Source organism: Nostoc sp. C057, assembly GCF_013393925.1.
Classification (GTDB): domain Bacteria; phylum Cyanobacteriota; class Cyanobacteriia; order Cyanobacteriales; family Nostocaceae; genus Nostoc; species Nostoc muscorum_A.
The window spans coordinates 4703167-4717008 of record NZ_CP040281.1 but is presented as its reverse complement, the minus strand read 5'-3'; the positions used below and the strand labels follow the sequence as shown (position 1 = coordinate 4717008).

The window sequence follows — 13842 nt, the reverse complement described above, 5'->3', positions numbered from 1 at the left end:
AAATTTAAAACATATCTGCGGGATCGGCGGATTGTAATTTCCGAGTGGCGATCGCACCAGAAATAATACACATAATCATAGTTAGTATTAGCACTGTGGTGGCTCGTGCTACGGTCATGTAAAGTGGCAAATTAGTGGCATTACGAGTTAGACGGTAAAGTCCTAAAGGTGCGATCATTCCTGGGATAAAGCCCAAGATTGCCAAAATTATCGCCTCTTCAAACACCACACCCAATAAATAGAGATTGTTATACCCCATTGCTTTGAAGGTTGCGTACTCTTTGATATGGGAATTCACATCTGTAGAAAGAACTTGATAGACGATAATCACGCCTACCATAAACCCCATTCCTACACCCAAGTTAAAGATAAACCCGATGGCTGTATTTTTTTTCCAATAATCTGTTTCAAATTCGATAAATTCAGCTTTGGTCAAAACTTTAATATCATTATCTAAATGAGATTCTAAAGCTGCTTTAATTTGTTTTGGATCGTACCCTGGTTCGAGTTGAATCAAACCTACACTGACACTGCTGGCTTCTCGTTTAGGAAATAATCGCAAAAAGTTCTGGTCGCTGGTAATTAGGTTCCCATCAGCCGCAAAGGATGCGCCGATTGAAAATAAGCCACTAATGGTAATTGTACGGCGGTCAATTTCAGTAGTTACAGGCAAGCCTTGTTCAACTTGAGCGATCGCTTCTTTATAATCTCCTCTAGAGGCGCGATCGAACAGCAGGGTATCTGGTAGCTTCACCCGATCTATCTGGCTGTTCACATCTGGTAAGTTAAAAGCTGGTTTTTCAGGATTAATCCCAATAACTAGGACAGATGTCTTTTGGCGTGTTTTCGGATTCTTCCAATCGACAATGTTGACATACATTGGTTCTGCTGACTTCACCCCCTGTATATCCATTGCTTGATACAGTCGCCGCCGTGTAAAGGTGGACGCATTTAAGACGTTACGGGCTTGAGGACTAAGTAGAAAAATATCAGCCTGTATACTGTTGTGCAGTTTAGTATTACTGTCAAACAAGGCAGTCTGAAACCCTAGCTGCATGAACATCAAAATATCAGCGAAAGCAATGCCTGATAAAGCTACCAACAGACGGCTTTTTTCATGACTCAATTGCAACCATCCTAGAGGGGTTCGCTGCCGCAGTTGTTGAATAAATCCAATCATAGTTCTATCACCGCTTTTACTTGCAGATTGGTAAACTTGGCAGCTTTGGCGCTAGATGCTCGATCTAGTTGCACATGAACTTCCACTACTCTGGCATCAATATTGCTAGAAGGATCGCTGTTAACCAGATTTTGTCGCTGTACCTGCATCCCCGTCCAATCAACGGTTCCTTGTAATTCTTCGGGAATGGAATCGCTGATTACCTTGACCCGTTGCCCCGATCGCACTTTGTTAATATCACTTTGGTAAACTTCTGCAACTGCATACATCTGGTCGGTTCGACCTAATTCTACAATCCCGTCACTAGAAACGGTTTCTCCGGCTCGTGTATGAATCTTCAAAATTTGTCCCGCTTCGGGTGCGCGGACATAAGCTTGATCCAATTGCGCTCTAATTTTTGCCACAGTCGCTTGAGCGCTGTCTACCTCTGCTTGAGCGTTGGCAATATCTGTCGGACGGACTTCAGCTGTTTGGTTAAGAGTGGCTTTGGCTTCGTTAATCTGCTGTTGCAAGCTAGCGATGGTTTGATTGCCGTTAGCTTTGGCTTCTTTAATCTGCTGTTCTAAAGTTGCGACAGTTCTTGTTTTGTTGGCTTGATTTTCGATTAACTGCTGAGTAGAAGTTTCTGCACTCAAGCGTTTTTGATCGGCTTGCTGACTGGAAATTGCCCCTGCTTTGTATAAAGCTTCGTAGCGTTGCACATCTACTTGAGCGTTACGTTTTTCGGCGGCGACGCGATCCACCGTTGCTTGTAAGCTCTCTCGTTGTCCTTGCAAGTCTGCTGTTAGGCGATCGATTATGGCTTGCTGAGTTTTGATGTTTCCCTCTAGTTCGACTTGCAGACGGCTGACAGCAGCTTGCTTTGCTCCAATTTCTCCCTGTTTTGCTCCCGCTTTTACCTGGTCAAGGTTAGATTTGGCAACTTGAACTTGCTTTTGGGCCTCAACTAAACTTGCCTGCAAGCGATCGCGGCTATCCATAATTGCAATTACCTGTCCAGCCTTGACGCGATCGCCTTCTTTCACCAATAGTTTCTGAAGCAGACTTCCCTCGGTCGAAGAAGTTGCAGATAGTTTTATGACTTCTCCATTTGGTTCTAAGTGTCCCAATGCTGTCACTGTTTGTACCACTGGTTGAACAGCTACTGGCGTGGCTGACTTCTCATTAGAAGTAGCCTGGAACTTTAGTACCGTATAAACACTAGCTCCACCGATTAGCAAAGATGTAATTACTGCTAGTGTAAGAGGCGCTCGCAAAAGATTTTGGGAAGACTTTAAATCCTCTAGTTTCCAGTTCTGCACCATACTGTTCACCTTTTACCATTAGCAAATTGAACTAAACTGTTCAGTTCAATTAATGCTAAACTAAACGGAGTAGTTTAGTCAATAGTCAAAAGTCCAACTCGGCAATTAACCCGTTTTCCCTGCCTTCCCCACCCAAATGAAAACAAGAATACGGGGATCAAGGAAAGTGAGGGATTGGGAGAAAAAAATAACTCCTGTCTCCTGCATTAAATGCCGATTAACTCATTAAAATTCTTTATAAGAGAGGATAATTAAGAAATGGTACGCATAAAAACTGACGAAGTTGATCGAGATAATTCGGTTGATAAAGTAGAGCAAATTCTGCAAGGGGCAATGCAGGAGTTCCTCCAAAATGGCTATGCTGGTACAAGTATGGATCGGGTAGCAGTAGCGGCTGGTGTTTCTAAAGCGACAGTCTACAGCCACTTTCAAGATAAAGAAGGACTTTTTAAAGTTCTGATAGAGCAACTAGCAAGCAAAAAGAATAACTCTATTTTTGGCACAGTACCCATTGAGGGAGAACCAAGAGCCGTACTGCGTGGTATAGGAACCAAAGCGTTAGAACTGATGAATAGCGACCAAGAGCATAGTGCATTTATGCGAGTATTAATAGGAGAATCTGGTCGTTTTCCTGAGTTAGCTCAAATTTGTGTTCATGCCATGATTAAGCCAGTAACGGAGACTCTCACTCAATACTTGGCTGCTCCTGAGCTAAAAATACCTGACCCAGAGGCAACAGCAAGAATTCTCTTAGGGGCATTGGTGCATTTTCATATTACTCAAGATGTGATGCATGGGAGGGACATTATACCAATGGAAAGCGATCGCCTGATTGATGCGTTGACACACCTAATCACTAAATGCGCCGATTGATTGGCCATGTCCCATTCTTAGCTGATGGAGTGCTGTTGCCTATCCTCTGGCTTTTTTGGTTTCTGAGCTTTGAGCTAAAATCCCACGGCTTGATCTGAAAACGAGCAATAGCAATGTTTTCATGGCCGTGGGAGTTTTAAAAGCTGGCACAAATACATCCTCCAGCGATCGCAAGATTAACTAGGCAGGAATGACTTGAACAATTAGTGAGCGTTTATCCAGTGACTGGATTTTACCTACTTGACTGAGGTCTTTTGCAATTCTGTCTAGCAGTTCTCCTGCTTGGTCACGATATTGATGTTCTCGGCCTCGTAAACGAATGGCAAACTTCACCGAATCGCCTTTACTCAACCACCCAACTGCTTTTTCAATACGTAAATTGTAATCAGCCACACCCACGTTTAAACCGAAACGAACTTCTTTTACCGTAGGTCTAGCACTTTGGCTCTGACGTTTTTTCTTTTGATACTGAAGCTTGCCATAATTCAGGATTTTGGCGATTGGGGCCTCTTTGCCTTGAGAGACTACAACCAAGTCAAGCTCTAGGCTCTCGGCTAACTGTAGCGCCTCATTGGTGTCGATTAGACCACGATTGTTATTCTCATGGTCAATCAAGAAGACATGAGGTGACTTGATTTGTGAATTAATCAGTTGCTTTTGGATTGCGATAACGAATTTCTCCTAATTGTTCAATACTTTATATCCCAAGTAATGCTAATTTAACACAACACTGAATCAGAGCAACTTTAACCACACAATGGGCTACATTCTGTTAGAATGTGTGACTGTGGCACTCGCTCTTCAGTCTTTGCGTTACTGCCCATCCAGCCTTTCAAGACTTTTTTATCCGTCCGCCTAAGACTGACGCCGCCATTGGCGACAGGCCGATGTTACTTTTGGAGTTTTATGAATTTTTCTACTCTCGGCTTGTCCAATGAAATTATACGTGCGGTTACAGAGCGAGGGTACACCGAACCTACGCCAATTCAGATACAGTCGATTCCTGCCGTCTTATCGGGTAGCGATTTACTAGCTGGGGCACAAACTGGCACTGGAAAAACCGCTAGTTTTACCCTACCACTTCTACATCGGTTATCGTCCGAAAAGAACGTCAAAGTTACATCTAATGGATACCGCCCGATCCGGGCACTGATTCTCACCCCGACTCGTGAACTCGCCGCCCAAGTAGAAGAAAGCGTGCGCGAGTATGGCAAATACTTGCAGCTAAACTCGATGGTGATGTTTGGCGGAGTCGGTATTAATCTGCAAAAACAGCGTTTGAAGAACCGAGTGGATATTTTGGTGGCTACTCCAGGGCGACTGCTGGATCACGTACAGCAGGGCACGCTAAACCTGTCACATATTGAGGTTTTAGTTCTAGATGAAGCAGATCGGATGCTGGACATGGGCTTTATCCATGATATCCGCCGCATCCTTGCACTTTTGCCCAAAAAGCGACAAAATTTGCTATTCTTCGCTACTTTTTCGGACAAAATTAAAGCACTAGCCGCCGGGTTGCTCAATAACCCGAAGATGATTGAGGTGGCACGCCGCAACGTCACCGCCGAGACAATCGCCCAAAAAATTTACCAAGTAGACCGTGACAAGAAACGTCAATTACTTGCTCACCTGATTCGGCGAGATAATTGGTATCAAGTGCTAGTGTTTACTCGTACCAAGTATGGCGCTGACCGTTTAGTTAAGCAGTTGGGTGAAGACCGCATTCAAGCATTGGCAATCCACGGGAATAAGAGCCAACCGGTGCGTACCAATGCTCTGGCAAAATTCAAGAATGGTAGCTTACAGGTATTAGTGGCGACAGACATTGCAGCTAGAGGTCTTGACATCAGTGAACTACCCCATGTAGTCAACTTCGATCTACCCAATGTACCGGAAGATTATGTTCATCGCATTGGGCGAACTGGTCGTGCTGGTGCGTCAGGTGAAGCTGTATCGCTGGTATGCGTCGATGAATACAGTCTATTGACAGATATCGAAAAACTGATTGAGCAGCGTTTGCCAAGGGAAGTAGTGGCTGGCTTTGGCCCTAACCCCGATACAACGGCCGAACCAATCCCCAATGGACGGCAACACAGACCCAAATCTGGAGGTGAAAAGCGATCGCCTCGGACTCCTAAACCTTTACCACGGACATCAGCTAAACGTAAAGCAGCGCCACCCGCGACTAACGGCGAGAAGCCTGGGGCTCGTTCGTCCGCATCGCGTCGTTCTAAGTAGGGACTGGGGACTGGGGACTGGGGACTGGGGACTGGGAATGAGGGAAGACTTTTCCAATTATGAAATATCCAATAGCAATTACCCAGTCTCCATAATCAATCCATTACAGCTAAGACAGCTTTCGGCAATAACTTATCTTTAAACCAAACAATTCTGGCGGGGACATCATTTAATTTTACTCCCGCCTTTTCTAAATTAAGCCGTTCAGAAATTGCCAAAATTAAGTCATCGCGTCCAGCCCGCCGCACCTGAGAAAATTTCTTTTGTAAATATTCTGGCCGCCAATAACCAACAATTTCTAATAAGAAAGTGCGTCCATCAGAATGCACTAAGCGAAAATCGGGAATCATTACACTACCGGGAATCGGTATTAAATCAACTTCTCGCTCTAATGCCCAACCACTTTTTAAAGCATCCCACTTATCAGCAAAAGATGCTTCTAACATACTATCGTAAGGCTTCCCCGGTGGATAGTGGGATACTAAACCACATTCGGAATTGAGGGTGAAACGTCCAGTTTTCCAACTATTTGTATAAGCATCGCGGGTTTGGAGAATCGACGAAAGACTCCATTTAGTAACGTGAAGTAAAGCCGGAATAAGTTTAGCGATCGCTAACCCATATCGTGTACTAGGATTAAACAAACTCGTCGGCCCGTCAATGGTAATGGTAAACCCGTGGTCAGCATCGCCCTCAATATAAGCCATCAATTGAAACAACTTCAGATAGCGAAATAACAGCTTATATTCACCCGGAACATTGCGATGAGCATTTAACACCAGTTTACTGGCCTTATAAAATACACCCTGCACCTGAGATAAGTTATATCGATTTAACAAATCTGGCGCTGTTGGTGCATCAAAAACTGTCAAAATTTTATTTTCAGATAAATCAGCATATAGTCCATTCCGAACCTGTTCTAGTAGAACTTCCCGCTCAAGTTCTTGAGTTAACTCATCAGCAATTTTACTCAGAGTAGCTTGGGTTGATTCTCGACTAGAAACAGACTTTGCAGCCAACGAAAACACCCGTTCTCTTAACATCTGTGGTTCCAAAGGACTAACCACCTCAAAAGTGCAAAAACTGCTTTTGAGAATATAAGCTAACCCTCGCTTCACCCGATAATCTGTAGAATCTCCTTCAAAATCAGTCAGTTGTCGCTCAAGCACACCCTGAGTCTTCCCCACTGCTGATTGAAAATAATTAATTAACTCAATCGCCAACTCCGAAGTTTTTTGATCAATCTTCAGTCTCTTCGGGATGATCTCCTCCCCGTTTTGGCGATGCATCAGTAAGTCTGTCGGTAACATCTGAATTTTGGATTTTAGATTTTGAACTTCCCGTTGAATAATTAATTTCTAACTGTTCCGCAGCCTTCAAACTCCTTTCCTTCCCACTCCCATACACAACCTCTAACTTCCCCTTCCTCTCCTCTTCCTCTCTGCGTCCTCCGCGCCTCTGCGGTTCGTTATTCCTCTCCCCTCTTCTTCTAGCCGAAGTCCCCTCCTCACTTGTATCCTCCGCCACAACCTCATACAAAATCGCTTGCTTATTTTCAATATTCCCCTTCCTTAAAATCCTTCCCAAGCGCTGAGTATACTCCCTAGCTGAACCCGTCCCCGATAAAATAATTGCCACAGAAGCGGCAGGTACATCAACGCCTTCATTCAACACATGAGAAGCAACCAAAGTATTATATTTACCCTCTCGAAACTTAGTTAATATCTCATGCCGTTCCTTCACAGGAGTTTGATGAGTAATCGCCGGAATTAGCAACTCTTGAGAAATCCGGTAAACCGTTGCATTATCAGCAGTAAAAATCAAAATTCTTGCCGGATAATGTTCTGCCAATAAATTAATCAAAATTCGCAACTTTCCATCAGTCCCCAAAGCGATATCTTTCGCTTCCCGGTGCGCTAACATCGCCCTACGTCCAGATTGCGATCTAGCACTCATCTGCACAAACATTTGCCAACCTTGTAGACTTCCCAAAGAAATCTTCGATTGCTTCAAAAAGTCATTGCGGGTTTGAATGAGTTGGTTGTATCTTTCTCGCTCAAGTTGCGATAACTTTACCTTAATTTGGACAATTTCATGTTCTGCTAACGCTTTCCCCGCCAAATCTTCGGCGCGTTTGCGATATACTTCTTCACCAATGAGAATATTTAAATCAGCGTGTTTGCCATCAGTACGTTCCGGTGTAGCAGAGAGTCCTAAGCGATAAGGCGCGATCGCATATTCAGCAATCACCCGATTAAAATCTGTCGGTAAATGATGGCATTCATCAAAAACAATCAGCGCATATTGATTTCCCAAGGTTTCGGCGTGAATTGCTGCACTATCATAAGTTGCAACGAGAATAGCTGTTCTATCCCGCGAACCACCTCCCAGCAATCCCACCTCAGCATCGGGAAAAGCTGCTACCAAATGTGCATACCACTGATGCATTAAATCTAAAGTTGGCACTACAATCAGCGTCGTGCGCGGCGTTGACTGCATCGCCATTTGTGCTAAATAAGTCTTTCCCGCCGCCGTGGGAAGCACAACCACTCCCTGCCTACCCGCCAGTTTCCAAGCCGCTAACGCCTCAGTCTGGTGGGGATAGGGTTCCATTTCCAAAGTGGGAACCAAATCTACAGGATAAAATTGCTTGGCCTCATCGATAAAATTCACATCTTCCGCTTGTAGTGCTTCTACTAGCGATCGGTATCTAATTGCTGGAATGCGGAATTTTTCAACTCTATCATCCCACGTCGCATAATCCATCCAGCCTTTGCCGCGTGGTGGTGGATGCAAAATTAATGTGCCACGATCAAAATTTAGTGTAGGGGTACGAGCCATTTATGGGAATTGGGAATTGGGAATTGGGGATTGGGGATTGGGAATTGGGCATAGGGATTAGGTTACAGGTGACAGGTGATAGGGAATAATCTGTACCCTGTAACCTGTACCCTATTCCCTTCTTTACTCCTTAGTCTATTGATTACTAATAACGCAAAAAGTGCATGATTCATCCAAGTAACTCAGATAAAACCCAACTAGATGCCCTCATTAGTCACGGAATGTCCAATCGGCAAACCAACAATAACCTTGCCGAATCCTATAAAGAACAGCGACAGAGCTTTCTACTGAAACGGCTACAATTGCAGGCGCAGATTATGCTGGTAGCTGGCTTGACTTTAATCGCTTTTTTCCTTTGGGCAAATTCATATTTAGAAGCCAAGATATACGCTTTTAAAATTGGGATTGTCGTAGAATTATTCACTCTTATTTGTTGGGGTTTATGTAAAACTTCTATTGGTCGTCGCCATCCTGACTTAATTTTTTTGAGTTTATGCTGGGCTGTAACTTGTGTTGTCCAAATTGATATAGCTTTATTGTTTAATAATCTGGAACCTAGAAGCAATATTTGGACTCTGATGTTTCTCACTCAGGCTACAATTATACCAGTTCAATGGTGGATGCATTTAATATCTCAATTCGGAACAATAATTTGCTATTTAACCTTATATTTCTTATATAATCCTATATTGAATAATCCATCAGCTTTTTATGCTGAACAAGGATTATACTTCTTTTGGACTTGCATAATTTGTGTATTTTCTGTATTCTTATACGAACGCTTGCGAAAAAAAGAATTTTATGCACGTAAAGCAATGGAACTGGCGCAGCAAAAATCGGAACGGCTGCTACTAAATATTCTGCCAGGGATGATTGCAGAACAATTAAAACAACAGCCTACAACTATTGCTGATAGTTTTATGGAAGTTACGGTATTATTTGCCGATATTGTTGGTTTTACAGAGCTTTCAGCTCGTACATCTCCTACGGAATTAGTTGAGTTCTTAAATACAATATTCTGTTTGTTTGACCAATTAGCAGAACTTCACGGAGTAGAGAAAATTAAGACTATTGGCGACGCATATATGGCTGTTGCCGGATTGCCAAATCAGTCTAACGATCATGCTTCAGCAATAGCTAATATGGCGTTGGACATGCAAAATGCTATAGCTATCTTTAATGCAGAAAATAATCAATTATTTAGCATCCGTGTTGGCATTAGTACAGGTCCAGTTGTAGCGGGAGTGATTGGGCTGAAAAAGTTTGCTTACGATCTCTGGGGAGATACAGTAAATACTGCTAGTAGAATGGAATCACATGGAATAGCTGGTAGTATCCAGGTCTGTGAAGCAACTTATCAGCTTTTAAAAGATAAATACTTATTCGATAAACGAGGTTTAATTCAGGTTAAAGGCAAAGGAGAAATGATGACTTATATCCTAAAAGAAGTTAATTTTTAAAATTAATTACAGCTATGCTATTTGACGGATACAGAGAAATATAAAATATATAATTAGAGCGATAAATCTTAGCTATTTAACCCCTGCTAAAACTAAGCTTTAATCCTTTAGATAGATTCACAGCAAATAACTGCTTTAATGTGTATTATTCCGATGCATAATAAATATTGAGCGATGTCTACGACGGGCTGTGATGCTCTCTACGAGACGCTAGAAGCGAACGCAGACTGGCTAACGCATCGCATTCTCTAGCTGATTTTGGGAATAATCCTTTAGCTAGCTGCATAAAAGGAGAAGCCACATTGAAAGGAACACGTTCCCTTCTAGCACCCTATGCTGTTGTACTATTGGCTGTTGGTAGCGCATTGCTACTAACACTATTGCTACAGCCACTACTGAAACCAACTATTTTCCTGCTATTTTTTGCTGCCGTGGCGGTTAGTGCTTGGTATGGTGGTATGGAAGCAGGGTTGCTGGCTACTGCTTTGTCTACTTTGACTGTTAGCTATTTTTTCTTAGAGCCAGTGTTTTCGCTCTCGGTTGCGAGTCTAGACAACATAAGACGGTTAGGCTTGTTTGTCCTGGTGACAACATTCATCACCTTGCTAAACTCAGAGTTACGCACTGCCAAACAACATCTTCAAATGAGTTTGCAGAAGTTAAAAGTGAGCGAGGCAAAGTTTAGAAGGTTGGTAGAGTCCAACATTATTGGGGTAATTGTAGCCAATATGGATGGAGCGATACCTACGGCGGGCTACGCCAACGCAGAAGCCAATGATGCTTTTTTACGAATGGTAGTTTATTCGCAAGAAGATTTACTTGCCGGGCGGGTTCGGTGGCGCGATATGATCTCACCAAAATATATTGAAGCAAACAACAGTGCGATGCCTACGGCGGGCTACGCCTACGCAGAACTCAAAGCCAAAGGTGTATGTCAGCCTTTTGAGAACGAATACATCTGCAAAGACCAGAACTGTGTTCCCATCCTGCTAGGTTCTGCTTTGTTAGAAAATAATTCTAACGATATTATCTCTTTTGTCCTTGATTTAAGCGAACAGCAAGCTGCGCTACGCGAACGCAAACAGGTAGAGCTTGCCCTATGCCAAAGCGAAGAACGCTACCGCGCTTTTTTAGAGCAGAGTTCAGAAGGTATTTGGTGCATTGAACTAGAAGTACCAATTTCGGTAGACTGTCCAGAAGATGAACAAATTCAACATTTTTATCAATATGTTTACTTAGCCGAATGCAACAATGTAATGGCACAGATGTATGGCTGTTCTCGTGCCGAAGAAATTATCAACGCCAGACTAGGAGATTTTCTCATTCCCTCCGATCCACATAATATTGCATACCTGCGTAATTTTATCCGTTCTAATTACCGACTAATCGATGCAGAGTCTCACGAAATAGATAAGCAAGGTAATTCCAAATATTTTTTGAATAATCTGGTGGGAATTGTCGAAAATGGGCTTTTAGTCAGAGCATGGGGAACTCAACGCGACATTACAGAACGCAAACGAGCAGAAGCAGCACTACATCAACGAGAAGATGAACTGCGGCTAATTACAAATGCTGTGCCTGTCCAGATTTCTTATGTTGATACTCAGCAGCGTTATCGCTTTAATAACAAGAAATATGAAGACTGGTTTGGGCTTCCCGCTTCCGAAATTTATGGTAAACACATTAGAGAAATTCTGGGAGAGTCGGTTTATCAGTCAATTCTTCCTTATGTAGAAGCAGTACTTTCTGGAGAGGAAGTCACTTATGAAACCCAATTACCTCATAAAGATGGCACAAACCATTACATAAATGTAAGTTACGTTCCCCAGTTTAGTGAGCAAGGAAAAGTTGAAGGATTTGTTGCCCTAATCACAGATATTACACTTCACAAGTTAGCGGAGGCAGCACTAAAACAGAGCGAGAAACGGTTAAAGACGCTAACCGAAAAAGTCCGCATAATTCCTTGGGAGGTGAATGCCACTAACGGAAATTTTACTTATGTAGGGCCGCAAACCGTTGAGATTCTTGGCTATCCATTATCAGACTGGTATATCGATGATTTCTGGGCAAAACATATACATCCAGAAGATCGCGAGTGGGTTATTCAATATTGCCAAGAATCTTCGCTGTCACTGAATAATTACGAATTTGAATACAGAATGTTGGCTGCTGATGGCAGAGTTGTGTGGCTGTATGACATTGTTAATGTCGTGCGGGATGAGAATGGGCCGCAGCTACTACATGGGTTTATGCTCGATATTACCGATCGCAAGCAAGCAGAGCAAGAACGCGAACAACTGCTTGAGCGCGAAAAAGCAGCACGCGCCGATGCAGAAGCAGCAAACCGGATGAAGGATGAGTTTCTCGCCACCCTCTCCCACGAACTCCGCACACCCTTAAACGCCATATTAGGTTGGACGCAGCTACTGAGAAATCGTAAGTTTGATGAGGCTACTACTGCGCGGGCGTTAGAAACAATTGAGCGTAACACTAAATCCCTGACACAACTGATCGAAGATGTCCTAGATGTGTCACGGATTATTAGAGGCACACTTCATCTCAGTATCCATCGGATAAAACTTGTACCACTTGTAGAGGCGGCAATCGATACTGTGCGCCCAGCAGCTGAGGCTAAAGAGATTAACATCAAGTGTAAATTCGATCCTGAAGTTGGGGTAGTTGTGGGTGATACCAACCGCTTGCAACAGGTTGTGTGGAACTTACTCTCCAACGCCGTCAAGTTTACACCCAAGGGCGGAACAGTTGATGTGCAATTAGAGCGGATTGAATCTTCCGTGCAAATTCGCGTGAGTGATACGGGAGCGGGAATTGCTGCCGAATTCCTCCCCCATGTATTTGAACGCTTTCGTCAAGCTGACAGTTCCAGCACGCGATCGCACGGCGGACTAGGATTAGGGTTAGCGATCGTCCGTCACTTGGTAGAATTACACGGTGGCACAGTCTCTGTCGAAAGTCTAGGAGTTGGACAGGGAGCGACATTCATTGTCAATCTGCCGATGAAAGCCGTTTATGTAGAGGCTAATACAGCAGAACAGCCTTCATCTCTGGTGGATGTCGCCGAGGCTAATAATTACCTGCCGAGATTAGATGACTTGCGAGTGCTAATTGTTGATGATGAGGCAGACGCGCGTCATTTACTCACCACAATTCTGGGACAGTATGGGGCGCAAGTCATAGCAGCAGCATCTGCTTGTGAAGCCCTGCTTGCTTTGCAACAATTTCGCCCCCATATACTGGTGAGTGATATCGGTATGCCACAACAAGATGGCTACGCACTAATTCGTCAAGTGAGGGCGCTACCAACAGATCAAGGAGGGCGGATTCCAGCAGTGGCGCTGACAGCCTACGCTAGGGCAGAAGATCGAACCCAAGCGTTGTTAGCAGGCTTTCAACTCCACGTCCCCAAGCCAGTAAATCCTTCCGAATTAGCAGTTGTAGTTGCCAACCTCACTGGACGCACTTGAAGAATTAAAAATTAAAAATTAAAAAGTAAAAATTCAAGATGAATTTAATATTTCTTTTGCTTTTTACTTTTGCCTTGTTTGATGAATTTTTATAATGGTTTACGAGTATTAAAGGCTTATGAATGAGCCTTTAATACTCGTGAACGGAGTTCAAAGGTGGATTCATCCGGTTCAAATACTCGACGACGGAGTTCAGAGGTGGATTCATCAAAAATATGGGTCTGAAACCCTGTGCTTCACGCAATGCTTTAAAGTAATGAGTAAGGAGTAATGAGTAATGAGTGGATGAAAAATGGGTATTTACTCATTACTTATTACTTATTACTCATTACTCCAGAATCACCGTGCGTATCCTTCTCCTGACGGAGACGCTGCGCGAACGGGAACGCCAAGGGCAAACACGCCGGGGAGTATGTCAACCAGTTCCATAATGGATGAACCAAGTTTCCTCCTGCTCTCCT

General features: G+C 43.5%; 9 protein-coding genes. 4 read left to right on the top strand and 5 right to left on the bottom strand.

Annotated features, from left to right (window positions below):
- Positions 1-4: 4 nt before the first annotated feature.
- Positions 5-1180: an ABC transporter permease DevC gene (devC, locus tag FD724_RS20240; RefSeq protein WP_179073863.1), complete on the bottom strand. Its 1176-nt coding sequence runs from the start codon at positions 1178-1180 to the stop codon at positions 5-7.
- Positions 1177-2484 carry an HlyD family efflux transporter periplasmic adaptor subunit gene (locus FD724_RS20235; protein WP_179073862.1) on the bottom strand — a complete coding sequence of 436 codons (1308 nt, stop codon included), beginning with the start codon at positions 2482-2484 and terminating at the stop codon, positions 1177-1179. The genes devC and FD724_RS20235 overlap by 4 nt, the downstream gene beginning before the upstream one ends.
- Positions 2485-2742: 258 nt before the next feature.
- Here FD724_RS20235 and FD724_RS20230 point away from each other — a divergent pair, with 258 nt between their 5' ends.
- Complete coding sequence (locus tag FD724_RS20230) at positions 2743-3357, top strand: TetR/AcrR family transcriptional regulator (RefSeq protein WP_114081308.1); 615 nt, start codon at positions 2743-2745, stop codon at positions 3355-3357.
- A gap of 180 nt (positions 3358-3537) precedes the next feature.
- On the opposite strand, the gene infC is transcribed toward FD724_RS20230, so the two are convergent.
- A complete protein-coding gene (gene infC / locus FD724_RS20225; protein WP_012409964.1) occupies positions 3538-3972 on the bottom strand; it encodes a translation initiation factor IF-3 in 435 nt (144 codons plus the stop codon).
- 291 nt (positions 3973-4263) lie between these two features.
- Here infC and FD724_RS20220 point away from each other — a divergent pair, with 291 nt between their 5' ends.
- Positions 4264-5595 (top strand): DEAD/DEAH box helicase, encoded by a 1332-nt coding sequence (locus FD724_RS20220; protein WP_114081309.1) that lies wholly within the window; start codon positions 4264-4266, stop codon positions 5593-5595.
- Between the two features lie 95 nt (positions 5596-5690).
- Here FD724_RS20220 and FD724_RS20215 read toward each other — a convergent pair whose 3' ends face one another.
- Together FD724_RS20215 and FD724_RS20210 are read right to left on the bottom strand one after the other, a co-directional pair.
- Positions 5691-6905 (bottom strand): DUF790 family protein, encoded by a 1215-nt coding sequence (locus FD724_RS20215; protein WP_179073861.1) that lies wholly within the window; start codon positions 6903-6905, stop codon positions 5691-5693.
- Complete coding sequence (locus tag FD724_RS20210) at positions 6835-8436, bottom strand: DEAD/DEAH box helicase (protein WP_179073860.1); 1602 nt, start codon at positions 8434-8436, stop codon at positions 6835-6837. The genes FD724_RS20215 and FD724_RS20210 overlap by 71 nt, the downstream gene beginning before the upstream one ends.
- 164 nt (positions 8437-8600) lie before the next feature.
- Here FD724_RS20210 and FD724_RS20205 point away from each other — a divergent pair, with 164 nt between their 5' ends.
- Entirely contained in the window at positions 8601-9896 is a 1296-nt protein-coding gene (locus FD724_RS20205; RefSeq protein ID WP_179073859.1) for an adenylate/guanylate cyclase domain-containing protein, read from the top strand.
- Between the two features lie 302 nt (positions 9897-10198).
- The gene (locus tag FD724_RS20200) at positions 10199-13381 is read left to right on the top strand and encodes a PAS domain S-box protein (protein WP_179073858.1); all 3183 of its coding nucleotides are present in this window, start codon (positions 10199-10201) and stop codon (positions 13379-13381) included.
- The last annotated feature ends 461 nt before the right edge of the window (positions 13382-13842 follow it).

Excerpts from the sequence above, each read along its gene's own strand:
- FD724_RS20220 (WP_114081309.1), top strand. The coding sequence starts at position 4,264 with ATGAATTTTTCTACTCTCGGCTTGTCCAATGAAATTATACGTGCGGTT.
- FD724_RS20205 (WP_179073859.1), top strand. The coding sequence starts at position 8,601 with ATGATTCATCCAAGTAACTCAGATAAAACCCAACTAGATGCCCTCATT.
- FD724_RS20235 (WP_179073862.1), bottom strand. The coding sequence starts at position 2,484 with ATGGTGCAGAACTGGAAACTAGAGGATTTAAAGTCTTCCCAAAATCTT.
- devC (WP_179073863.1), bottom strand. The coding sequence starts at position 1,180 with ATGATTGGATTTATTCAACAACTGCGGCAGCGAACCCCTCTAGGATGG.
- FD724_RS20215 (WP_179073861.1), bottom strand. The coding sequence starts at position 6,905 with ATGTTACCGACAGACTTACTGATGCATCGCCAAAACGGGGAGGAGATC.
- FD724_RS20230 (WP_114081308.1), top strand. The coding sequence starts at position 2,743 with ATGGTACGCATAAAAACTGACGAAGTTGATCGAGATAATTCGGTTGAT.
- FD724_RS20210 (WP_179073860.1), bottom strand. The coding sequence starts at position 8,436 with ATGGCTCGTACCCCTACACTAAATTTTGATCGTGGCACATTAATTTTG.